Source organism: Ruegeria sp. Alg231-54 (assembly GCF_900143525.1).
Classification (GTDB): domain Bacteria; phylum Pseudomonadota; class Alphaproteobacteria; order Rhodobacterales; family Rhodobacteraceae; genus Ruegeria.
In genome coordinates this window covers 353,410-376,770 of sequence record NZ_FREZ01000002.1, presented here as the reverse complement: position 1 = coordinate 376,770, position 23,361 = coordinate 353,410, and the positions used below count along the sequence as shown (strand labels likewise).

22 protein-coding genes are annotated in these 23,361 nt (G+C 57.5%); 5 read left to right on the top strand and 17 right to left on the bottom strand.

Going from position 1 to position 23,361, the window contains the following annotated elements:
• Positions 1-36 precede the first annotated feature (36 nt).
• A complete protein-coding gene (locus DHN12_RS06375) occupies positions 37-1,581 on the top strand; it encodes a Ppx/GppA family phosphatase (protein ID WP_108859406.1) in 1,545 nt (514 codons plus the stop codon).
• A gap of 3 nt (positions 1,582-1,584) precedes the next feature.
• On the opposite strand, the gene DHN12_RS06370 is transcribed toward DHN12_RS06375, so the two are convergent.
• The 6 genes from DHN12_RS06370 to scpA all read right to left on the bottom strand — a co-directional run bounded on the left by DHN12_RS06370 (position 1,585) and on the right by scpA (position 7,040).
• Entirely contained in the window at positions 1,585-1,959 is a 375-nt protein-coding gene (locus DHN12_RS06370) for a hypothetical protein (RefSeq protein WP_108859405.1), read from the bottom strand.
• A 37-nt stretch (positions 1,960-1,996) separates the two neighbouring features.
• Positions 1,997-2,992 (bottom strand): endonuclease/exonuclease/phosphatase family protein, encoded by a 996-nt coding sequence (locus DHN12_RS06365; RefSeq protein WP_108859404.1) that lies wholly within the window; start codon positions 2,990-2,992, stop codon positions 1,997-1,999.
• Positions 2,993-2,995: 3 nt separating this feature from the next.
• Positions 2,996-3,676 (bottom strand): molecular chaperone DjiA, encoded by a 681-nt coding sequence (locus tag DHN12_RS06360; protein ID WP_058275662.1) that lies wholly within the window; start codon positions 3,674-3,676, stop codon positions 2,996-2,998.
• A gap of 9 nt (positions 3,677-3,685) precedes the next feature.
• On the bottom strand, positions 3,686-4,210 hold the full coding sequence (locus tag DHN12_RS06355) for a GNAT family N-acetyltransferase (RefSeq protein WP_108859403.1): 525 nt from the start codon (positions 4,208-4,210) through the stop codon (positions 3,686-3,688).
• Positions 4,207-4,809: a VOC family protein gene (locus tag DHN12_RS06350; RefSeq protein WP_108859402.1), complete on the bottom strand. Its 603-nt coding sequence runs from the start codon at positions 4,807-4,809 to the stop codon at positions 4,207-4,209. Before DHN12_RS06350 ends, DHN12_RS06355 begins: the two co-directional genes overlap by 4 nt.
• A 104-nt stretch (positions 4,810-4,913) precedes the next feature.
• On the bottom strand, positions 4,914-7,040 hold the full coding sequence (scpA, locus tag DHN12_RS06345; RefSeq protein ID WP_108859401.1) for a methylmalonyl-CoA mutase: 2,127 nt from the start codon (positions 7,038-7,040) through the stop codon (positions 4,914-4,916).
• Positions 7,041-7,208: 168 nt separating this feature from the next.
• On the opposite strand from scpA, the gene DHN12_RS06340 reads away from it, so the two are divergent.
• Entirely contained in the window at positions 7,209-7,655 is a 447-nt protein-coding gene (locus tag DHN12_RS06340; RefSeq protein WP_108859400.1) for a DUF4174 domain-containing protein, read from the top strand.
• A 76-nt stretch (positions 7,656-7,731) separates the two neighbouring features.
• Here the strand turns inward: DHN12_RS06340 and DHN12_RS06335 are convergent, their stop codons facing one another.
• Both DHN12_RS06335 and DHN12_RS06330 read right to left on the bottom strand, forming a co-directional pair.
• The gene (locus tag DHN12_RS06335; RefSeq protein WP_108859399.1) at positions 7,732-9,777 is read right to left on the bottom strand and encodes an acetyl/propionyl/methylcrotonyl-CoA carboxylase subunit alpha; all 2,046 of its coding nucleotides are present in this window, start codon (positions 9,775-9,777) and stop codon (positions 7,732-7,734) included.
• A gap of 117 nt (positions 9,778-9,894) precedes the next feature.
• Positions 9,895-10,098, bottom strand: coding sequence for a hypothetical protein (locus DHN12_RS06330; protein WP_058275656.1), 204 nt, complete (start codon positions 10,096-10,098; stop codon positions 9,895-9,897).
• 650 nt (positions 10,099-10,748) lie between these two features.
• Here DHN12_RS06330 and DHN12_RS06320 point away from each other — a divergent pair.
• Entirely contained in the window at positions 10,749-11,906 is a 1,158-nt protein-coding gene (locus DHN12_RS06320; RefSeq protein WP_108859397.1) for a DcaP family trimeric outer membrane transporter, read from the top strand.
• A gap of 86 nt (positions 11,907-11,992) precedes the next feature.
• Here DHN12_RS06320 and DHN12_RS06315 read toward each other — a convergent pair whose 3' ends face one another.
• The 3 genes from DHN12_RS06315 to DHN12_RS06305 all read right to left on the bottom strand — a co-directional run bounded on the left by DHN12_RS06315 (position 11,993) and on the right by DHN12_RS06305 (position 14,611).
• Entirely contained in the window at positions 11,993-12,346 is a 354-nt protein-coding gene (locus DHN12_RS06315) for a hypothetical protein (RefSeq protein ID WP_108859396.1), read from the bottom strand.
• 136 nt (positions 12,347-12,482) lie between these two features.
• Complete coding sequence (locus DHN12_RS06310) at positions 12,483-12,968, bottom strand: DUF6497 family protein (RefSeq protein ID WP_234416564.1); 486 nt, start codon at positions 12,966-12,968, stop codon at positions 12,483-12,485.
• A 110-nt stretch (positions 12,969-13,078) separates the two neighbouring features.
• The gene (locus tag DHN12_RS06305; RefSeq protein WP_108859395.1) at positions 13,079-14,611 is read right to left on the bottom strand and encodes an acyl-CoA carboxylase subunit beta; all 1,533 of its coding nucleotides are present in this window, start codon (positions 14,609-14,611) and stop codon (positions 13,079-13,081) included.
• A 183-nt stretch (positions 14,612-14,794) separates the two neighbouring features.
• Here DHN12_RS06305 and DHN12_RS06300 point away from each other — a divergent pair, with 183 nt between their 5' ends.
• Together DHN12_RS06300 and DHN12_RS06295 are read left to right on the top strand one after the other, a co-directional pair.
• Positions 14,795-16,000: a multidrug effflux MFS transporter gene (locus DHN12_RS06300; RefSeq protein WP_058275653.1), complete on the top strand. Its 1,206-nt coding sequence runs from the start codon at positions 14,795-14,797 to the stop codon at positions 15,998-16,000.
• A gap of 64 nt (positions 16,001-16,064) precedes the next feature.
• Complete coding sequence (locus tag DHN12_RS06295; RefSeq protein ID WP_108859394.1) at positions 16,065-17,465, top strand: short-chain fatty acyl-CoA regulator family protein; 1,401 nt, start codon at positions 16,065-16,067, stop codon at positions 17,463-17,465.
• 72 nt (positions 17,466-17,537) lie between these two features.
• On the opposite strand, the gene DHN12_RS06290 is transcribed toward DHN12_RS06295, so the two are convergent.
• From DHN12_RS06290 to DHN12_RS06265, 6 genes are all read right to left on the bottom strand, one after another.
• Positions 17,538-17,777 (bottom strand): YdcH family protein, encoded by a 240-nt coding sequence (locus DHN12_RS06290; RefSeq protein ID WP_108859393.1) that lies wholly within the window; start codon positions 17,775-17,777, stop codon positions 17,538-17,540.
• 91 nt (positions 17,778-17,868) lie between these two features.
• Complete coding sequence (gene betA, locus DHN12_RS06285) at positions 17,869-19,527, bottom strand: choline dehydrogenase (RefSeq protein ID WP_108859392.1); 1,659 nt, start codon at positions 19,525-19,527, stop codon at positions 17,869-17,871.
• A gap of 73 nt (positions 19,528-19,600) precedes the next feature.
• On the bottom strand, positions 19,601-21,109 hold the full coding sequence (gene betC / locus DHN12_RS06280; RefSeq protein ID WP_108859391.1) for a choline-sulfatase: 1,509 nt from the start codon (positions 21,107-21,109) through the stop codon (positions 19,601-19,603).
• Complete coding sequence (gene betI, locus DHN12_RS06275; protein WP_108859390.1) at positions 21,106-21,678, bottom strand: transcriptional regulator BetI; 573 nt, start codon at positions 21,676-21,678, stop codon at positions 21,106-21,108. Before betI ends, betC begins: the two co-directional genes overlap by 4 nt.
• Before the next feature lie 88 nt (positions 21,679-21,766).
• Positions 21,767-22,675, bottom strand: a complete 909-nt coding sequence (locus tag DHN12_RS06270; protein WP_108859389.1) for a DMT family transporter — start codon at positions 22,673-22,675, stop codon at positions 21,767-21,769.
• A 40-nt stretch (positions 22,676-22,715) separates the two neighbouring features.
• On the bottom strand, positions 22,716-23,315 hold the full coding sequence (locus tag DHN12_RS06265) for a LysE/ArgO family amino acid transporter (RefSeq protein WP_108859388.1): 600 nt from the start codon (positions 23,313-23,315) through the stop codon (positions 22,716-22,718).
• Positions 23,316-23,361: the final 46 nt, after the last annotated feature.

Here is a 23,361-nt window from a genome sequence, read left to right as displayed (position 1 = left end):
ATCTCGCATTCTGCACGCGGAATATCTGGAAGAGACATGGATCAGACTGTCGTTACCGAAATCCCTGACTGGGGTCCGTTCGGAAAGCCCCTCTTTGATGACCACCAAGCCCGAGCTCTGTCACGCGTGGGCGTGGTTGACGTCGGATCAAACTCAGTCCGGATGGTGATTTTTGACGGTGCCGCGCGCTCACCGGCTTATTTCTACAACGAAAAAGTGATGTGCGAGCTCGGTGCGGGCCTTTCGGACACAGGGCGGCTCAACCCAACGGGTCGCAAACGCGCTCTGGCCGCTTTGGGCCGGTTTGCCCAACTCTCCGATGACCTTGGCCTGCCCGGCCTGCATGTCGTCGCCACCGCAGCCGTGCGCGAGGCCGAGGATGGCCCCGAGTTTTGTGCCGAGGTCAAAGCCGAAACCGGCCTGACCGTATCGGTCATTAACGGCGATGAAGAGGCTCGCCTATCCGCGCAGGGTGTCCTGCTTGGATGGCCCGGCGCATATGGCCTGATCTGTGACATCGGCGGGTCCTCAATGGAATTGGCCGAGATAGGAGACGGCGGTGTCGGCCGGCGCCTGACCTCAGCGCTGGGGCCGCTGAAACTGCGGGACATCAAAGGTGGCCGGCGTGCACGCAAGGCGCACATCAAAGCCACGATGGAGTATCTGCGCGACCAGATGGGGCCGCAACGCGATCGCCTGTTCCTTGTAGGCGGAAGCTGGCGAGCATTTGCGCGCCTGGACATGCTGCGTCGGGGTTATCCCCTGAACGTTCTGCATGAATATCGCATGACCACCAAGCAGGTGCGCGAGACCATTAAATTCATCGAAAAAGGTGACCCGGAAAAGCTGCGCAGCAAAGCCGGTGTGTCGGGATCACGGATGGCGCTGATTCCCTATGCGATGGATGTGCTGGCACGCTTGATCCGCACGTTCAAACCCAATGATATCGCCATTTCCAGCTATGGTATCCGCGAGGGTCTGCTTTACGAGCAGATGCCACAAAACCTGCGGGACCGCGATCCGTTGATCGAGGCGAGCCGTTTTTCCGAAGCCAAGGACGCCCGCCTGCCCGGTTTCGGAAAACATCTGCTCGATTTCGTGATGCCGCTGTTCAAATCAGCCCCGCCTGCGCGCATCCGCCTGATAAAGGCGGCCTGTCTGTTGCACGACGTCAGCTGGCGCGCACATCCTGACTATCGCGCCGAGGTCTGTTTCGACTACGTCACACGAGCCAATCTGGGCGGTTTGAAGCACTCGGAACGAGTCTTTATCGGGCTGGCCTTGCAACATCGGTATCGCAACAAACGCGAGGGCAACCGGTTCACCGCACTGTACGAGCTCCTAGACGAGAAAGACCAGAAACAGGCCGAGATTTTGGGAAAAGCCATGCGGTTTGGTGCAATGCTGTGGATGCAGAACGATGCGCCGATGGCGACTTTGAAATTTTACCCCAAGAAGCAACAACTGGACCTGTTCTTGCCAACTGCAGCACGCCCCCTGTTCAACGAAGTGGCCGAGGCACGGCTAACGTCACTCGGCAACGCTTTGAAATCCGAAACCCGCGTCATCATCCGGGGCTAGATATCAAATCTCGGTTTCGCCCTCGGGCGGGCCTTCAGGGATCTCTGGCTGTATCTCTGGGTCCTGCGGCGGCTTTTTGCGGATAATTATATCGCCGTTAGGCAGGATCTCGGGTGCTTCATAGGCGCTCCAATCCTCAATCTCATCTGCCAGCTCGGCCAAGGCGGGCCCCATTTCCGCAATAAATGACTGCATTGCAGGGCCAAACTGTTCAGCGAGTCCCAGCAGTTCATCCAATGCAGGCTCCATCTCCTGGCGCAGGCCTTCAAAGAACAGCTCTGCCCCTTGCTCCATCAGGGATTTGTTCCCCTCATCCTCGGCAGAGGCCGGAAGGGCAATAGTGACGGTCAGCGCGCAGATTGGAATGAAACGTCTCATATCCAAAACATAGGGCAACTAAAAGTCGGTTGGAAGGTCACAGCTCGATATCCAGAGTGACAGGGAAATGGTCAGACGCGGTTAGCAACGCTTCATGTAGATCTTGCGCATCACGGCAAGCCGGATCGCGAAACGGATGCCATATGCGCCAGTCCGGACGACGATCCTTTAACCCATCGCTGATCATAATATAGTCCAGCAACGCCTCAAGATACCCGCGATCTCGGGGCCGATAAAAACGCGCGGTCGACGGGCGTTCACCCGGTTCTGACCCGAAGGCCGTATCCGCGTTGGGGTCAAACACCCCCGATTGCAGCAGGATTTCAACCGATGAGCGACCAAACAAGTTTTCGAATTCGTCCAGCCCCGGACCATCGTTCAGATCGCCCATTAAGATCACCTGTTCATCAGCCGCCAGATGGGCCTTGATCCGCCTGCCCAGCCAGATCGCCTGAGCCAGCTGTTTCCGACGATTGGCGATCGAGATGCGAATCGCCGCATCGCGGGTCTCAGCCCCATGAGGCGCCTTGGACTTCAGATGCGCGCCGATAAGGCGGAACCGTTCACCTGCCTTGGTTTCGACGGCCAGTTCCATAGGCGGCTTGGAAAACTGCACCTGATCCTCGGATGCGTCAATATCCAGGTCGATGTTAAACACCTGATCGAACCGCGGCGCCTGTTGCCCTCCGTCTTTTGGATCAGGTCGCACCGTCAGAACGCGCGGGTCATACAACAAGGCCAGTTCTTGGTGCGTATCGTTGGCAAATCCCATCACGGCTTCGCTGGTGCGCAAATCGAAAGCCTCGGCAAAGTTTTGTAGCGCGCGGACCGTGTTCTGATATTTCCCTGTGTTTGGTGCTTCGACAACCAGCACTGCGTCCGCATCGATCGCCGTCAAAACTTTGGCGATAGCCTCAATCTGCTGCGCTTTGGTGACATCATGGCGACCCGACCAACTGTCATCAGCAATCAGTTCGTCATGGCGGTCAAACAGATTGGCGAACCATTCAACGTTATAGGTCGCCAGGCGCATATCTCAAGCCTGTGCGCCGTTGATTTCGTCCCAGGCGCGGTTGATGTCGATCATCTTCTTTTCAGCCAGACGTACGGCCTCTTCGGGAACTCCGCGCGCCAACATCGCATCGGGATGTGTTTCGCGCACAAGTTGCCGCCAAACCTTGCGAATATCGGGTAACGGCATGTCCCGTGGCACCCCTAAAACCGTGTAAGGATCATTGGGCGCATCAGGCACAAAACGGGCACGTAATGCCATGAACTGCGCATCGGTCTGGCCGAAAATATGGCTGACCTCTTCCAGAAACTCGTTTTCGTTGGGGTGATAGAACCCGTCCGCCATGGCGATGTGGAACAACCCCTCCATCAAATCGCACAGCGTGGTGCTGTCCTCAGAAAACATGCGCGCGATCTTGCGGGCATAGTCCTGATAGCCCGCAACATCCGTGCGGGCCATGTTGAACACGCGCGCCGCGCCTTCCTCATCATCGCGGGCGATCTGGAACACGTCGCGAAACGCCGTGACTTCATCTCGCGTCACTTGCCCGTCAGCCTTCGCCATTTTTGCACCCAATGCGATCACTGCGATGGTGAAGGCTACCGACCGTTCAGGTGGCGAGCGCAGCTTTTCAAAGACTGCGGTAAGGCTTTCACCCTGGGCAAGCGCGCTCAGCGCATCGGATATACGGATCCAGATCGACATGAGCGCACCCTAGCGTCCCAAAGCGGGACTGTCAGGTGCAACCAAACCGTCTGTGGCAAGAATTTTCTGCATCAGCACAAGGTCCAGACGTTTCCCCCATTTGAACCCAACCTCGGGCATGCGTCCGACCTCGACAAAGCCCACGGCCGCGTGAAAAGAAACTGCCCCCGGATTTGCCGAAGAAACCCCCGCCACCAGTGCATGAGTTCCCTCTGCCCGGGCGACAGCCTCAAGCGCCCGTATCAAAACGCTCCCCGTACCTTGTTCACGCGCATCAGTGGCCAGTTGGATGGTCAGTTCGCGACACTGCGCGTATCCCGGACCGGATCGAAACGGACAATAGGTTGCAAACCCAAGAATCTGGCCGTCCTGTTCTGCCACAAGATAGGCCGGACCACGCGCTTCGATGTCACGTGCAATGCTGTCCGCGCTGCGTTCGTCAGTTGTGAATGTTACCAGCGTGTCGCGGATGATTGCATTGGTGATCGCAGCTATCTCTTTGGCATCCGCTGCTTTGGCTTGTCTGATTTTCATTCCAAAACGCGTTTCCCATGCGGTGTTTCGAACTCTGCCCGCAATGCGGCCGGGCCTGTGTCGAAAACCACAGCGCCCATTTCGCCTAGCAGCCTGGCAAGGTCCAGCGCGTCCGGGTGAAACACCACCAACCGACGCAAGCGACATCCGCTATCCTGCAACATATTTGCCGGATGCAAATCTCCGTGCCACTGAATAAGCGCCGGGAACAGATTATCGAAGGGCAGACGCCCGTTTGGCGGAACCGCCATTTGCCAGCTCAACGCGCCGCGGGCCAGATCAATCGGATGCCCAACGCCGTCGGGGAAAACGGTCAACGAGGCTGAAATGTCAGGCACCCGGCAAATCCAGTTGGTAAGGCGCGGCGCGCCCTTGAACCGGTCCAGATCGAACCATCTGGTTCTTTGTGGGTTCGGTGCCTGAGGGTCAATCGCGATGGCCTCAAGGTACAGGCCATCTCGCAACCCCAGCAAGCGGTTATATGTGCCAAACCTTTCATGCTTGCCGCCGGCCTGCAGCGGCACACCCAAGGCCTGTTCGATATGGGCAGACGCTTCTTCGAGCGTTTCGCCCGCAACCGCCAGATGATCCAGTAACACGCAGCGCCTCCTATGAAAAACGACCAGACCCTATCGGATCTGGTCGCATGTTTTCCTTAAAGGCGGTGGATCACAAGATTTTTCGGCGAAAATCTTTGAAAGCCTCAGCCTTTCGCTTCACCGATCAGGCGCAGGATGTCCTGAGCGGCTTCGGGGATGTTGGTGCCCGGGCCAAAGATCGCTTTGACGCCGTGATCATAGAGGAATTGATAATCCTGCTGCGGGATCACCCCACCGCAGATAACAAGAATATCCTCGGCACCGGCTTTCTTTAGCTCTTCTACCAACTGCGGTGCCAATGTTTTATGCCCTGCTGCCTGCGACGAAATACCGATGACGTGCACGTCGTTGTCCACGGCGTCCTGCGCAGCCTCTGCCGGGGTTTGGAACAGCGGGCCTACATCCACGTCAAACCCGATATCCGCAAAGGCGGTTGCGATCACTTTGGCACCGCGGTCATGCCCATCTTGCCCCATCTTGACCACCAGCAGGCGCGGGCGGCGGCCTTCAGCCTCAGCGAATTCCTCGATGGACTTCTGGATCGCGGCAAATCCTTCGTCGCCTTCGTAGGCTGCGCCATAGACACCGGCCAACGTTTTCACTTCGGCGCGGTGGCGGCCAAATTCTTTTTCCATTGCCATGCTGATCTCTCCTACGGATGCACGGGCGCGGGCGGCTTCGACGGCGGCGGCCAGCAGATTTCCACCTTCACTGGCGGTCTTTGTCAGCGCGTCCAGCGCCGCTTGGCAGGCGGCCTCGTCACGGGTGGCCCGGATACGATCCAACCGCGCGACCTGAGCTTCGCGCACGGCGACGTTGTCGACATCCAGAATGTCGATCGGGTCTTCTTGTTCCTTGCGGTACTTATTGACACCGACGATGACCTCATCACCCCGGTCAATCATGGCCTGACGGCGGGCGGCGCTTTCCTCGATTCGCAGCTTGGGCATACCGCTGGCAACGGCCTTGGTCATGCCGCCCATTTCCTCAACCTCTTCCATCAAGGCCCAGGCTTTTTCGATCAACTCGTTGGTCAGGCTTTCAATGTAATACGAACCAGCCAGCGGATCGACGACATCAGTCACCCCGGTTTCCTCCTGCAGCACCAGCTGCGTGTTCCGCGCAATTCGGGCCGAGAAGTCAGTGGGCAGCGCAATCGCCTCGTCCAGAGCATTGGTGTGCAGCGACTGGGTGCCGCCCAGAACCGCGCTCATCGCTTCATAGGCGGTACGGATCACGTTATTATACGGGTCCTGTTCCTGCAGCGACACGCCCGAAGTCTGGCAATGAGTCCGCAGCATTTTGGAGCGTTCGGATTTCGCGCCAAAATCGGTCATCACCCGGTGCCACAGCGTACGCGCGGCGCGCAGCTTGGCGATTTCCATGAAGAAATTCATGCCGATAGCAAAGAAGAACGACAGACGCCCTGCAAACTTATCCACGTCCATCCCAGCCTGCGTCGCGGCGCGTACATACTCGCGCCCGTCAGCCAGCGTATAGGCCAGCTCCTGCACAAGGTTCGCCCCAGCCTCTTGCATGTGGTAGCCTGAGATCGAGATCGAATTGAACTTGGGCATCTCGTTCGACGTGAACTCAATGATGTCTGAGATGATCTTCATCGAAGGCTCGGGCGGGTAGATGTAGGTGTTCCGCACCATGAACTCTTTCAGAATGTCATTCTGAATAGTGCCGGACAGGACGGATTTGTCATGCCCCTGCTCTTCGCCCGCAACGATAAAGCTTGCCAAAATCGGGATCACCGCCCCGTTCATGGTCATCGAAACCGAAACCTTGTCCAACGGAATGCCATCGAACAGGATCTTCATGTCCTCGACGCTGTCGATAGCCACACCGGCCTTGCCCACGTCACCGACAACGCGCGGATGGTCACTGTCATAGCCGCGGTGCGTCGCCAGATCGAAAGCGACCGACACACCCTGCTGACCGGCCGCCAGATTGCGGCGGTAGAACGCATTCGATTCTTCGGCCGTCGAGAAACCAGCGTATTGGCGGATCGTCCACGGGCGGCCCGCATACATCGTCGCCTTCACACCACGCGTGAACGGCCCGAACCCCGGCAACGACCCCATATGCGGCAGTTCAGCGGTGTCTTCCTGCGTGTAAAGAGGTTTGACATCGATACCTTCCAAAGTCTCTTTGGTCAGGTCGTCCAACGGGCGTCCGCGCAGCTCTTTCTCGGCCAGCGCCTGCCAGTCTTTCGTATCGGTCATTGCGTATTCCTTTTCTCAATTCGGGTCGCGAACAGGCATTGCCTGCGCGTTTTAACGTTCGGTGCCGCGCGTCGCGGCAGGTGTAAACGCGATATTTTGAAGCCTGCGTGCATTTCGCCGGTCGCATTCACCGGCGCAGAGGCTATATTCAAACGAACAGGAGGCCCTATGACACGAACGCTTGCCCTTGTTTTCTCGGCACTATTCCCGCTGGTCGCGATGGCGGCAGATGGGTCTGCGCCCGCCGATGACGACTTTGTCCGCCCCGCTGGTGACAGCGAGCTGAGCGAATACCTATGGGTCAGTCGGCCCATCGTTGTCTTTGCCGATACCCCAGCCGACCCGCGTTTCCGGCAGCAAATCGACATGCTTCTGGAAGGCGAAGAAGCCATGCGCGACCGGGATGTGGTCGTGCTGACCGATACCGATCCGTCCGCCCGATCTCCGATCCGGTCACAATTGCGCCCGCGCGGTTTCCAGATGGTGTTCGTCGACAAGGACGGCGTGGTCAAACTGCGCAAACCTTCGCCGTGGAGCACACGTGAAATCGGTCGTTCCATCGACAAAACACCCCTGCGCGAACGCGAAATCCGCGAACGACGCGAGGGCGGCTGAGCGCTTTCGCCACGCCCAAAGCTGCCGGCGCGAGCCGCCGGGAAACCATGGAGATATGGGGAAAGCGCGATCATGATCACTCGAACTCGATGATCACGTCGTCCACGGCGAGGTTGTCGCCGGGGCCTGCGTTGACTTTGGACACGACACCCTTCTTTTCGGCGCGTAGGATGTTTTCCATCTTCATCGCCTCAACAGTGCACAGCGCCTGACCTTCCTGCACTTCCTGGCCCACTTCGACATCGATCTTCACGATCAGGCCGGGCATCGGGCAGAGCAGCATTTTCGAAGTATCCGGCGGCAGCTTTTCGGGCATCATACGCGCCAGCTCGGCCTGACGTGTCGTCCGGACATGGACCTTGAGGTCTGCACCCCGGTTGCGAATACGGAATCCGCCCGAGATTTTTCCGACCTTCAAAACCAGCGGGCTGCCATCGACGTCCAAAACTGCCAGTTGATCGCCCGGCGTCCAGTCCGAGGCCACACGCAAAGTCGCTCCATCTTCGAAGCGAACCGTCGCACCTTCCTTGTCGGCGCCCACCTGAACCGCGAATTCGTTGCCCTGAACGGAAACGACCCAACGGTCACCAACTTTGCGTTCGTGGTTATCCATCCGACCCGACACGCGGGCCCGGCGGATTTCCGCGACGCGGTGCATGGCGGCACAGGACGCGGCGATCCGGCGCAGGTCTGCCTCGGGTAATTCGACGCCTTCGAACCCTTCGGGATATTCCTCAGCAATAAAGGCCGTGGTCATGTTGCCCCTGACGAATTTCGGGTGGTCCATCACAGCCGACAAGAAAGGCAGGTTGTGGCCGATGCCTTCAACCTCAAAGCTGTCGAGCGCAACGCGCATCGCTTCAATCGCCGCTTCGCGGGTCGGGGCCCAGGTGCACAGTTTGGCGATCATCGGGTCATAGTACATGCTGATCTCGCCGCCTTCATAGACGCCGGTATCGTTGCGCACAGCGGCTTCACCTTCGGGCGCTTCACCTTGCCATTTACCGTTCACCAACAGCGGGCCAGAGGCAATCTCTTGCGGCGGACGATAGCGGGTCAGACGACCAATCGACGGCAGGAAGCCGCGATAGGGGTCCTCGGCATACAGGCGGTTTTCGATGGCCCAGCCGGTCAGGGTCACGTCGTCCTGTGTGATCGACAGCTTTTCACCTGCTGCGACACGGATCATCTGCTCAACCAGATCGACACCGGTGATCAGTTCGGTGACCGGGTGTTCCACCTGCAGACGCGTATTCATTTCCAGAAAGTAGAAGTTCTTTTCGCCATCGACGATGAACTCAACCGTGCCGGCGCTGGCGTAGTCCACAGCCTTGGCCAGTGCCACGGCCTGTTCGCCCATCGCCTTACGGGTCGCTTCGTCCAGGAAAGGTGACGGTGCTTCTTCGACCACTTTCTGGTTCCGACGCTGGATCGAGCATTCACGCTCGCCCAGATAGATGCCGTTACCGTGGCTGTCGCATAGAACCTGAATCTCGATGTGACGCGGCTGGGTCACGAATTTTTCAATAAAGATACGGTCATCACCGAACGAGTTTGCCGCCTCGTTCTTGGACGACTGGAACCCCTCGCGCGCTTCTTCGTCATTCCACGCGATCCGCATGCCCTTGCCGCCGCCGCCGGCACTGGCCTTGATCATGACCGGATAGCCGACTTCGTTGGAAATCTTGACGGCCTCTTCTGCGTCTTCGATCAGCCCCATGTAACCGGGAACGGTGGAAACACCGGCTTCTTGCGCGATCTTCTTCGAGGTGATCTTGTCGCCCATGCTTTCGATTGCCCGAACCGGTGGACCAACAAATGCAACGCCTTCAGCCTCAAGCGCCTCGGCGAATTTCGAGTTTTCCGACAGGAAGCCATAACCAGGATGCACCGCCTGGGCCCCACTCTGGCGAATGGCATCCATGACCTTGTCGATCACGATATAGGACTGGTTCGCAGGCGGCGGGCCGATATGCACCGATTCATCCGCCATCGACACATGCAAGGCGTTCTTGTCTGCATCCGAATAGATGGCAACGGTGCCGATACCCATCTTGCGGGCTGTCTTGATGACCCGGCAGGCGATCTCGCCCCGGTTGGCGATCAGGATCTTGTTAAACATGGAACGTCCTTTGTCTTGATGTTCTGAGAACGCAAAACGCCGCCGCAGGGAACGTTCCCCACGGCGGCGTGATGCGCGATTACGGTCGGGGCGACGCGCGCCCCGAAAAACCCGGTATTACCTACAGTTGTTTTGTGTCTTGCAGTACAGGACGTTGCCCGCCGCGCCGACAACCGCGCCGAACAGCGGGTCGGCGCTGACAACAGCCGCCCCGACGGCGCCTGCGCCGCCGCCAAGCAGCGCCTGTTCGCCCGTCGTGTCACCACAGGCGGCAAGGCCTGCGCAGGTCGCCATTGCAAGAACGAGTTTCGAGATTCGCATGATATCTGCCCCTTTGGAATTCTTGATGCGTTCCGGGGCAGATGTCCGATTTCGACCTTGTTATTCAATAACAGGCCGTCCTGAACAGAGTTTTGCGCAGATTTGTGCCGCTTTACGCTTGGATATTGCGCAAAGAAAAACGCGGGCAGGACTTTGTGAACATCACAAGCCTGCCCGCGGAAGGAAGGGGTACGGAATAGTAGGTGCTTGTGCGACGCAGGCAAAGTAGAGCCGCACGGCTTGGTCAGGTTGCTTGGCACAATCAAATGCGTAAACAAAGTATTGTTTCCGGTCAGGATTCCGGCTGGAAATCGCCCATTGGGCGAACGCGCGCGCAGATTCGCGCCGAGATCAGATGCAGTTTTGGGGGTGAAACGCGAGACCAATGCCGTCACGTTTCTGTTACTTTTCCTCAGCAATTGGTCTGTTTCTGCGCCTGCAACATCACGGGTTGCGAAAAAGGGCGCCAAAATTTGTCTTTTCAAACGCAAATGGTTAACTGATCTGTTCACCTTAGGGTGAAAACGGTCCGAAAGTTTTACACGTTTCCTTGAGAAACTAGGCGCTTCCCATCCCGTTCTCGTGATTTCCCTCAAGTTCTCTTGCGTGGAACGGTACCCGTGCACACTCGCACACAAGGAAATATCCACATGATTGCAAAGAGAAAAACGGCGTTGCTGCTTGCCGTGTCCGCGCTTGGCATGTCCGGCGCGGCTGCTTTCGCCCAAGACGCCCAGACGCAAACGGAACTTGATGCCCTGCGTGCTCGCGTCGAAGCCCTCGAGGCCGCAAATCCCGGCGCTGGCACTGGCGATCTTCGAATCGGAAACACCACTCTTGATGTTTATGGGTACGTTAAGGCTGATTTCTTCTACGACACCGACTTTGAACTGGGCGATCTTGCCGATGCGACCCGAATTGGCGAGCCAGCAAACGCCACCAGCGGCACCTTTGGGGCCACGGTGCGCCAATCGCGCATCGGGCTTCGGACCAATACGCCGTCTGCCATCGGCGATATTGCGGGCCAGCTGGAACTGGACCTGTTTTCCGGCGGGACGGATGGGCCTGCTGAACTGCGCCTGCGCCACGCCAATATCCGTATTGGTGATAACTGGTTGATCGGTCAATTCTGGACCAACTTCCAGCCGTTGGACACCTATCCCACGACCGTTGAATTCAACGGCCCCGTTGGCATTCCTTTCGCTCGCGTCCCTCAAGTGCGCTATACGAACACGCTGGGCTCTGACACAACCTTTGCGGTGGCGATCGAGGAAAACGTTGGCGGCTCGGATTCGAATGACCCCGTCCTGACCGGCTCTATCGAATACAACAACGGTACCTACCTGGCCCGCGCCTCGGCTTTGTATGGTAAGGCGCAATCCAGCGCGGTCGAAGTGGATCAGACCGGCTATACCCTCTCGGCAGGCATCCGGCCCTGGCAAGGCGGTCTGTTTCAGGTCAACTATGTCGACGGCGAGGCTTTGGGCCCCTACCTGATCGCTGCCGGTGACGCCATCGTCAACGGACAGGCCAACGACGTGGATGGATTTACCGTGGAATTCCGCCAGGAACTGAGCCCCAAATGGAACGTCGGCATCGCTTATGGGCAAGAGAATTACGACCTGCCGACCTCGACCGGGACCCTGTCCTTTACCGAAGTTGAAACGATCCACGTGAACGCCTTTTACCAAGCGACCGACAATCTGACCCTTAGCGCCGAATACTTCTATGGTGAGCGAAACGATGCACCGACCGGACGCACCTTTGACAGCAACCGCATTCAGTTGGCGGCGCAGCTGAACTTCTGACCACACACACCAACCCTGCCCCGATACGGGCAGGGTTTTGGGTCGGGAATGCCCCAATGTGCTATGTGCGACAGCGGATTGCACGATCAGCGCACCCCGTCAAAAATTTCGGGGAAGGAAATCCGGCCCGCATTCGGATCAATGACCAAAAGCGCGTCGTAACTAGCCGGATCAAACGGATCTTCGGCCGGAATGACTTCGCGTTCGAACAGCCAGCAAAGACGGCCAGCATCCAAATTGCCCCTCTCAAACGGTTGCTCGCCAAAATGTGCCCACAGGGCTTCCATAAAGGCCGCATCCGCGCGCTTGTCCGCGGGTTTACGATCTCGAAACCGCTCGCGGCGGGTCAGGGGCGTCACGCCTTTGGGATTGGCCCGACGAATAATGAACTGAAAGTCAGTACCCGGCAGGCGCCCGGGAAATCCGCGATGTTTCAGCATGGTTCCACCTCAGTTGCACAAGGGGTCATGGGGATCAGATATTCACATCCGTCACAGGATGATGTCATGGTGCGCACCTCCAAAGCCGCGTAGCTGTTCAGAAATGCCCTGACGGGATGAATAGCGCGATTCATGGTCAAAGCCCCTCCCAGATACACCGGGACTGTTCCAGCCGGTAGGCTTCAAAGAACTGCGTGGCATCAGGGGATGTACGGCCGAATTTGATGGGCCGGTCAGACAGGGAAATGACCACCCGTGCAGCGTCCAGTTCGTATTTGGCCACATAAGTAACCGCCAGCGTCTGGCACAGATGCTCCATATCGACCGAGGCGATATCGTACCCGATCCGGCCAATGTCCGAACCGATCTTGGGCGCAATAAAGCGAAACCGCACCCAAAGCTCACCAGGGTTATTGTCCAACAGAACGTCGCTCAGATGCACTGGCTGTCCGGACGGAACCGGCAACAGGTTTTCGGAATCAGCCAGAACGGGGACCGCAAAAACCGACAGTACAACAGCTAAGGCGCGATCCCGGACCCGCCACAGGCGAGCTCCTCTCTCCGGGATCGCGCGCGCCTGGCTCTCGGCCCGCGCTGTTCTATGTCTGATCGGGCAACTCATTAGCAGTTGTGGCCTCAAAGTCAATTTTGCACCCAAGTAATCTGCCCTGACCGTTTGTCCGAGACGCTGTCCAAACCGTTTTGGCCGGGCAGATTTCCTGGCACATTCCCTTAAAGGGGGATGTTGTCGTGCTTTTTCCACGGGTTCGTCAGCTGCTTGTTCCGCAAGCTGGCAAAGGCCCGCGAAACGCGACGGCGGGTCGATTGAGGCATGATCACCTCATCGATAAAGCCACGCTCGGCCGCAACAAACGGGTTCGCAAACCTGTCCTCGTAGTCCTGCGTGTGCTGTACAATTTTCTCGGCATCGCCCAGATCGGCACGGTGAATGATCTCGGTCGCGCCCTTTGCGCCCATCACCGCGATTTCGGCTGTAGGCCAGGCATAGTTGAAGTCACCGCGCAGGTGCTTGGACGCCATAACATCATAGGCACCACCATAAGCCTTACGGGTGATGACGGTAACTTTTGGCACCGTGGCTTCACCGTAGGCAAACAACAGCTTGGCACCGTGCTTGATCACTCCGCCATATTCCTGCGACGTCCCCGGCAGGAAGCCAGGCACATCCACCACCGTCAGGATCGGAATTTCGAAGCAATCGCAAAACCGCACAAACCGCGCGGCCTTGCGCGAGCTGTCGATGTCCAAACAACCCGCCAGAATCATCGGCTGATTGGCTACAACGCCCACAGTCTGTCCTTCTAGCCGGATGAACCCGGTGATGATGTTTTTGGCAAAATCCTCCTGAATTTCGTAGAAATCACCCTCATCCGCCACTTTGGTGATGAGTTCCTTCATGTCGTACGGCGTATTAGGGTTGTCGGGGATCAACGTATCCAGCGAGGATTCCAGACGGTCGGGTTCGTCAAAGAACGGGCGCACTGGCGGCTTTTCGCGGTTGTTGAGCGGCAGGAAATCAACCAAACGGCGCACCTCGGCCAATGCTTCGACGTCGTTCTCAAACGCCCCGTCAGCAACCGAGGATTTCTTGGTATGGGTCGACGCCCCACCCAGTTCCTCGGCGGTAACGACTTCGTTTGTGACCGTCTTGACCACGTCGGGGCCGGTCACAAACATGTACGAGGTGTCTTTGACCATGAAGATAAAGTCGGTCATCGCCGGGCTGTAGACTGCGCCACCAGCACAGGGCCCCATGATCACGCTGATCTGCGGAACCACGCCTGACGCCATGATGTTGCGCTGGAACACCTCGGCATAACCAGCCAGCGACGCCACGCCTTCCTGAATTCGCGCCCCGCCCGAGTCGTTAATGCCAATCACCGGTGCACCGTTCTGAACGGCCATATCCATGATCTTGCAGATCTTCTGAGCATGGGTTTCCGAAAGCGAGCCGCCAAAGACTGTAAAGTCCTGGCTGAACACATAAACCATGCGACCATTGATCGTACCCCAGCCAGTAACGACACCGTCACCCGCTGGCCTTTGCTTCTCCATCCCGAAATCGGTGCACCGATGGCTGACAAACATGTCAAATTCTTCAAAGCTGCCTTCATCCAGCAACAGTTCGACCCGTTCGCGCGCAGTGAGTTTGCCGCGCGAGTGCTGTGCGTCGATGCGCTTTTGTCCACCACCCAGCCGCGCGTTGTCGCGACGGTCTTCAAGTTCGGAAAGGATGTCTTTCATAACTATGATCCCCTGTAAAATCTGGCCGGACACTATACGCAGATGCCGCGAGACCAAAGTATCTTTCGGCAAATTTGCAAATCTTATCCAATCATCTTGGTGAAAATTGTAAACTTGCTAATTTTCACTCGCAAAACGCGTGATGGATGGCATTCTTATCCGTGGTGACTATACACGTGAACTATGCAGTTTAGTTCTTCGTCGGCGCATCGCTCGCCTCCTAAAATTACCACGCTGGTTTTGCTGTCCGGATTGTCCGCGCTCAGCCTCAATCTGTTTTTGCCGAGCCTGCCCAATATGGCACTGCACTTTCAGGCCGACTACAAGGTCATGCAACTGTCGATTGCCCTGTACCTGCTGGTCAATGCGGTGCTTCAAATCCTGATTGGACCAATTGCCGACAAGGCGGGGCGCCGCCCCGTTCTACTTTGGGGGTTGGCTCTTTTTCTGGTGGCTACGCTGGGGTGCATCTACGCACCCAACATTCATGTCTTTCTTGTCTTCCGGATGTGCCAGGCCATCATCGTGGTCGGGATGGTTCTTAGCCGTGCGGCAGTTCGGGACTTATATGATCAGGACCAGGCCGCGTCGATGATCGGTTACGTCACGATGGGCATGGCCATCGTTCCCATGATCGGACCCGCGATCGGAGGTCTGCTAGAGGAGAGCTTTGGCTGGAAAGCCAACTTCTGGCTGCCCTTTGCTCTTGGCGTCATGACACTGATATTAACTTACTCAGATTTTGGCGAAACCTCAGCCAAGAGCGGCAAAACACTGGTTCAACAATTCCGGGAATACCCCGAACTGTTGGGTTCCCCGCGATTTTGGGGCTATTCGCTGTCATCAGCACTGTCGTCTGGCGCCTTCTTTGCCTATCTGGGCGGCGCTCCCTTTATCGGCACCGAACTATTCGGCCTCAGCGCCGCCGAGGTCGGCATTTACTTTGGCGCCCCAGCCGTTGGGTACTTTTTTGGTAACTTCTTCAGCGGTCGCTATTCCGTTCACTTCGGCGTCAATCGAATGGTACTTTGGGGCTGCTGGCTGAACGCAGCAGGCGTTGCAATGTCCGCCATCTTGTTTCTGGCCGGTTTCGGAACAGCGCTCAGCTTTTTCGGATTCATGACCTTTGTTGGCATTGGAAATGGCATGACGATTCCCAACGCAACCTCAGGCGCGCTTTCGGTGCGACCGCATCTGGCCGCGACGGCATCCGGGCTGAGTGGCGCCATCATGTTGGGCGGCGGTGCAGGCCTCAGCGCGCTTGCAGGAGCCTTGCTAACCCATGAAACTGGAGCAATGCCCCTGCTTTGGTTGATGCTGGCAACCTCGGTCCTGGCAGTATGCGCAATATTGTCCGTCATTCGACGCGAACGACAACTGGGCCTTTGAATGGCTTGCCTATGACGGTTTGCAAAGTTAGCTTGCCGAATTAGGAAAGTTGCAAAGGCCCAACATGGCGACTCAGAAACTCTATGCAGGTGCAAAGCTACGCGAAATGCGCACGCGCCTGTCACTGACCCAAAAAGAATTTGCCGCCAAACTGGGTGTTTCCCTGCCCTATCTGAACCAGATGGAGAACAACAACCGCCCAATATCGACCACGGTTGTTCTGGCGCTGGCGCAGGAATTCGGAATGGATGTCACTGAGTTGAGCACCGGCGACAGTGAACGCCTAGTCTCGGACATGCGCGAGGCATTGGCAGATCCGGTCTTTGACGACGCTGTTCCGCCGCTCGCCGATCTCCGCCTCACGGCTTCAAACGCACCCGCTCTGGCACGGGCCTTCATTGCCCTGCACCGCACCTATCGTCAGACGCATGAACGCCTGGCCTCCCTTGACGAAGCATTGGGGCGCGAAGACGCGCAAATCCAGGCTAGCCCATGGGAGGAAGTGCGGGACTTCTTCCACTATTGCGACAACTATATCGACGCGATGGACCGCGCAGCTGAACGATTTGCCGGGCGCGCCGAGGATGCCGGTGGCATACGCGCTGCAGCCTTGGACAGCCTCGCGGAGCGCGGCATCCGGGTCCAATTCCCGGATATCGATGAAACCCGAAAGTACGACCCAGAAAACAAAACACTGCAGCTTTCGTCCAGAACCGCACCACAAACTCAGGTGTTTCAGTTGTTGTTGCAGGTTGCACTGATCAGCCAGGACAAACTTCTTGAAGCAACGTTAGATTTTGCCAAATTTCACAGTGATGAAGCCCGCGCCATTGCCAAGATCGGGCTGGCAAATTATTTCGCCGGCGCATCGTTGATGCCTTATGCCAAATTTCTGGCTACAGCACAGGAATACCGTCACGACCTTGAACTGCTTAGCAACCGGTTTGGCGCATCAATCGAACAGGTGGCGCACAGGTTGTCGACCCTGCAACGCCCTGGCGCAAAAGGTATTCCGTTTTTTTTCGTTCGCGTCGATCAGGCCGGAACGATCACCAAAAGACACTCGGCCACGCGCCTGCAATTTGCCCGGTTCGGCGGCGCCTGCCCCCTATGGAACGTCCACCGCGCTTTCGAAACGCCCGGCCACTTCCTGCGGCAGCTGGCAGAAACACCCGATGGTGTTCAGTACATATCTTTGGCTCGGGACGTGTCGAAGTCGGGCGGCTCATACGGCGCACCAGTCCGTCGCTATGCCATTGCCTTGGGGTGCGAGGTGCGCCACGCCGAGGCGTTGGTTTATGCCGATAATCTGGATTTCAACAACGCCAGCGCTTACGAACCAATTGGCATATCCTGCCGCATCTGCGAGCGGCCGAATTGTCATCAGCGATCGGTCCCGCCATTGGAAAGACGCCTGACGATCGACGCCCATACCCGCGGCACCTTGCCCTATGAAGTCACCTGATCTTCACCTGGCCAAAAAATATCCTGGGGGAGGCGCGGCTTGCCGCGACGGGGGCAGAGCCCCCGCCATTTCTCAGGACTTAGACAAGATCGCCCAGATCTCGTCTTTCAGAACCGCACGTCTTTTACGCAGATCTGTCTCAGCAATATCATCCATCGGTTCGACATTGGTTTCGGCACGATGAACCGCGCGGTTGATCTCATGATACTCGTCCGCCAGCCGCGAAAAATGAGCGTCCGTTTGCTTAAGCTGGCTCATCAGCTCAACCTTGTCCGGAAACTCTTCGGCCAGTTCGTGCGGGGTGTGGGACATTCCTGTTCGCTCCTGAAAATATGTCGTTACGATTCAAGTCTATTCGCCCCGACCCCGTCAAGCTTTGACGCGGATCAAATCATGCCGTCTTTCACCGTTGGGCAACAGCCCATTGCGGGTGAATCCAAGGGCGGTCATTGGCGGAAGGCAAGGCTTCCTTGCCCAACAGATGGTCGGACATCTTCTCACCCACCATGATCGACGGCGCGTTCAGATTGCCGTTGGTTATCTGCGGAAAGATCGAGCTGTCGGCAACACGCAAGCCATCCACACCAATCACGCGTCCCTGCGGATCGACCACAGCATTTTTGTCATCCGCCCGGCCCATACGGCAGGTTCCACAGGGGTGATAAGCACTTTCAGCATGTTCGGCGATAAAGGCATTAAGCGCTTCGTCAGATTGCACATCTGCACCCGGTTGTATTTCTTTACCGGAATAAGGTTTGAACGCATCCTGTCCGAAAATCTCACGCGTCAGGCGAATACAGGTGCGAAAATCTGCCCAATCCTCTTCATGGCTCATGTAGTTGAATCGGATCACTGGCCTGTCTTCGACATTGGCTGACCGCAGCGTCACCGCCCCGCGCGACGGCGAGCGCATCGGTCCGACATGCGCCTGGAACCCATGACCTTCGGCCGCCGCCTGGCCATCATAGCGAACGGCAATTGGCAGGAAGTGATATTGAATATCTGGGTATTCCACGCCCGGTTTGGACCGAATGAAAGCCGCACTTTCGAATTGGTTGGATGCACCCAGACCGGTTTTTGTGAACAGCCACTGCGCCCCGATCAGACCTTTGCTGATCAGGTTCCAGTGTTTGTACAGCGTGATAGGCTGTAGGGATGCCTGCTGGATGTAAAGCTCCAGATGGTCCTGAAGGTTCGCACCGACCCCCGGGCGATCCGCCACGATGTCGATTCCATGCTCGGCCAGATGCGCTGCCGGACCGATGCCTGACAGCATCAGCAGCTTGGGAGAGTTGATGGAGGACGCGGCAAGAACCACCTCGCGCCGGGCGCGGATGACCTCAGTCTTGCCACCTCGGATCAATTCCACTCCAATTGCGCGGCCATTTTCCATGACCACCTTTGTGGCCAGTCCGCGCACGATATCGCAGTTGTCGCGCTTGAGCGCAGGTTTCAGATAGGCATTCGCCGCCGACCAACGCCGTCCTTTCCAGACGGTTTGCTCCATCGGGCCGAAGCCTTCCTGCTTTTCACCGTTATAGTCGCCGGTAACTTCGTATCCCGCCTGCTGACCTGCATCGACGAAAGCCTGAAACAGCGGGTTCTCGCGCGGTCCGCGCGAGACATGCAGCGGGCCATCGGTGCCGCGCCATGTCGGATCACCACCATGCCCACCGTCATGCCAGGTCTCCATGCGTTTGTAATAGGGCAGCACATCCGCATAGGACCAGCCATCGGCACCCATCTCGGCCCAGGTGTCAAAATCACGCGCGTGGCCACGTACGTAAACCATGCCGTTGATCGATGACGATCCACCAATAACCTTGCCGCGCGGGCAAGCCAGTTCCCGGTTATTCAGGTGCGGCTCAGGCTCGGACTTGTAACCCCAATCATACATCGGCATGTTCATCGGATAGCTCAATGCCGCTGGCATCTGAATGAACGGACCCGCATCGGTCCCGCCATGTTCGATCACCAGTACCGAGGCCCCGGCCTCGCTCAGGCGATACGCCATTGCGCAACCCGCTGATCCTGCGCCGACGATGACGAAATCTGCTTCCATTTTCAGGTCTCCATATCCTGCCGAACTGCGTTTTGAACCGTTCGGCAGGAGTATTTTCAAAAAGGTGAAGAGGTTACTCGCCGCGTGGGAAGCGGGCGTTTTCCTCGACGACATTCAGATCCATGTGGTTGCGCATGTAGCGCTCGGATGCCTTCTGCAGTGGCTGGTAATCCCATGGGTAATACCCGCCCTGCCGCAGCGCCTCGTAAACAACCCAACGGCGCGCCTGGCTGGCGCGGACATCCGCGTCAAATTGATCCAAGTCCCAACGCGCCTGAGATTTCGCGCGTAGAGTTTCCAGCGTACCTGCGTGTTCGGGGTTTTCCGCAAGGTTTTCCAACTCATGCGGGTCAGCCTCAAGATCGTACAGCTGATCAGGGTCCAATGCGCAGCGATTGTATTTCCACTTGCCGTAGCGCAGCGAAACCAGCGGCGCATACGAGCCTTCGGCCGCGTATTCCATCTTCACCGGAGCAGTCCGTTCGGTGCCATTGGCCAGTGGTACAAGGTCTTCGCCATCGGTCCACGGCGCGATCTCGGCCATATCTACACCCGCCAGTGCGCCAAGGGTTGGCGTGACGTCGATTGTCGAAACCGGTGTGTCGATACGGCCTGCCGGCATATCCGTCGCGGCAATCATCAACGGCACGCGTGCCGATCCCTCGTAGAAGTTCATTTTGAACCACAGACCCCGTTCACCCAGCATGTCGCCGTGATCCGAGACAAACATGATGATCGCCTCTTGCCGGGTTGTTTCCAGCACCTCTAGGATTTCACCGATCTTGTCGTCCAGATACGAGATATTGGAAAAGTACGCGCGGCGCGACTTGCGGATGTCTTCTTCTGTGATGTCGAAGCTGCGCCAATCATTGGCATCAAAGATACGCTTGGAGTGCGGGTCCTGATTGTCATAACCAACGTCCGCAATCTCGGGCTGCAGGTGCTCGCAGTCTTCGTACAGATCCCAATACTTGCGGCGCGCCACGTAAGGGTCGTGCGGGTGGGTAAAGCTGACGGTCACGCACCACGGGCGGTCATCCTTGCCGCGCGCCAGATCATAAAGCTTGGCCTTGGCGTTGTAGGCAACCTCGTCGTCATACTCCATCTGGTTGGAGATTTCGGCCACACCTGCACCCGTCACCGAACCCATATTGTGGTACCACCAGTCAATACGCTCGCCCGGTTTGCGATAATCCGGTGTCCAACCGAAATCAGCTGGATAGATATCAGTGGTCAGGCGGTCCTCGAACCCGTGCATCTGGTCAGGGCCGACAAAGTGCATCTTACCGGACAGGCAGGTGTAATAGCCCGCGCGCCGCAGATGGTGCGCATATGTTGGGATATCACTGCGGAATTCGGCGGCGTTGTCGTAGACACCCGTGCGCGAGGGCAACTGGCCGGACATGAAACTGGCCCGCCCCGGCGCGCACAGAGGCGAAGCCGTATAAGCATTGGCAAACCGGGTCGACCGCTCAGCCAGCTTCTTCAGGTTCGGAACGTGAAGCCAGTCAGCGGGACCGTCTGGAAAGAGGGTCCCGTTCAGCTGATCCACCATCAGGATCAGAATGTTCGGTTTTGTCATTTTTCAGCCTCGAGCAGAGTGTTGAGGACACGCATCGCGTGATTGACCGCCAGTTGCGGTTCTTCCGGCGCGCTGAGTGCGGCGCGGATATACAGCCCATCGATCAGGGCGATCATGTTTTCGGCCGCCTCGGCCGGATCGCCCAGCAATGGGCGCAGGGCGTGTGTCAGGTTCGACCGGATACGCGCCTGATAGATTTGCCACAGGCGCAAGGCGTCGTCATTGGTTTGGGCCAGCACGTAGAACGTCATCCACGCAGCGATGACATCCGGTGTGAAACATGATGGTGCAAAACAGGCCCGGATAATGGCCTGCGCGCGCTCCTGCGGGACGGCATTCTTCAGCTCTTGCCTGGCTTCGTCGGCAAAGTCCGATAGGATGCGGCGCATGGCAGCCAGAAAGATCTGATCTTTGCCACCGAAATAGTGATGAGCCAGCGCGCTGGACATACCTGCCCGTTTGGCAATCTGGCTGACAGTTACATCAAGGGATTTCTTCGACCCGAGCTCGGCAATTGTTGCCTTGACGATCGCGTCACGGCGGATTGGCTCCATTCCGAGTTTCGGCATCGCTATCCCCTCACTACGTATAGTGAGAAAACGCTAAGGGGTTTTTATTGACCCGTCAATCAATAACGTTTCACGCGACCGTCAACGGTCAGAGTTTGGGTGCGATACTGGGGGTCGTCAAGCTGCTGCGGTTCAAAACCGCTTCGCGCCAGGCAATGAAACTGACCGCTAGCAGAATCACCGTACCACCCGCGACTACCCAGATGTCGATGCTTTCATTGAAAACCAGCGCGCCCAACAAGGTGGCCCAGATCAGCTGCAGGAACGTAACCGGCTGTGTGACCGCGACCGGGGCCGCCTTAAGTGCGATCGTCATGAAATAGTGGCCCGCCGTGGCAAAACTGGCCACCAGAAACAGCACGCCAAGGTCGCGCAAGCTGGGCGTGGTCCAAACTGCAATCGCAAAGGGGATCAAGGCTATGGTCACCCAGATCGACATATGCGCCACAACGACCGACGGCGGTAGATCACGCACAAGCACTTTGGCGATCAGATAAGACCCACCCAATGTCAGGGCCGTGCCCAACATGGTGAGGTGACCAGGCGAAATCTCACGAAAACCCGGCCTTAGGATGATCAGAACGCCAACCAGTGCCACGCCAATCGCGGCGATCCGACGGATGGCCAGCTTCTCGCCCAGAAACAACGCGGCCCCCAGCGTGACATAGACCGGCGTCATGTAGTTCATCGCCGTAACCTCGGCCAGCGGGATCTGGGTCATCGAGAAGAACCACAGCATCACTGCAAATGCGTGGACGACACCGCGCGTCCCCAGCAATATGATGTGGCTGCGTGTAAGGTGGGTTTTCAACACCAGGCGCAACGCAGGCAACAGAAAGATCAAGCCGAAGGCAAAGCGCAGGAACGCAGCTTGCGTAGGGTCCATCGTGGAGCCCAGCGACTTCACTAATGCCGTCATGACCACAAACGACAGGCCTGCCGAAAACATCCAGAGCATGCCAGCCATGGGGCGGTATTGGGCGGTTAAAGTTGACATGTTAACGGTTGAACACCGAATACTTGGCAGAGGCAACCCGTCACATCAATACGAGCTTTGCAGCAATTGCCAGCATGACCACGCCGATTATTAAATCCAGCACCTGCCACGCCCGTGGTCTTGTAAAAATCGGGGACAGCATCCCTGCCCCATAGCCCAGCGAAAAGAAGAACACAAAGCTGGACGTCATTGCCCCAAGCGCAAATGCCAGCCGGTCATCATACTGCGCCGAGATCGACCCAATCAGCACAACTGTATCCAGATAGACATGCGGGTTCAGCCATGTGAACGCAAGAACGGTCAGCAAAACAGATTTCAGGCTTACGCGCTTACCCTCGCCGATCTCCATCACCGCTCCGCCGCGCCAGGCCGAATTCAGGCTGCGCAAACCGTACCATATCAGGAAGATCGCCCCGCCATATCGCATGACAGTCTCGAACCAAGGTATTGCATGCGCCAATGTTCCGAAACCCGCAACGCCCGCGGCTATGAGAATGGCATCAGACACCGCGCAAGTCAGGCACAATGGGAACACATGCTCACGCCGCAATCCCTGACGCAGAACAAAGGCGTTTTGCGCGCCAATGGCGAGGATCAGGCTGAAGCCAAGCACAAAGCCTGCGATCAAGGATGTGGACATGAAACCTCCAATAGTCTGAGGCGTTGACTACTTGCTTACCAGGCAT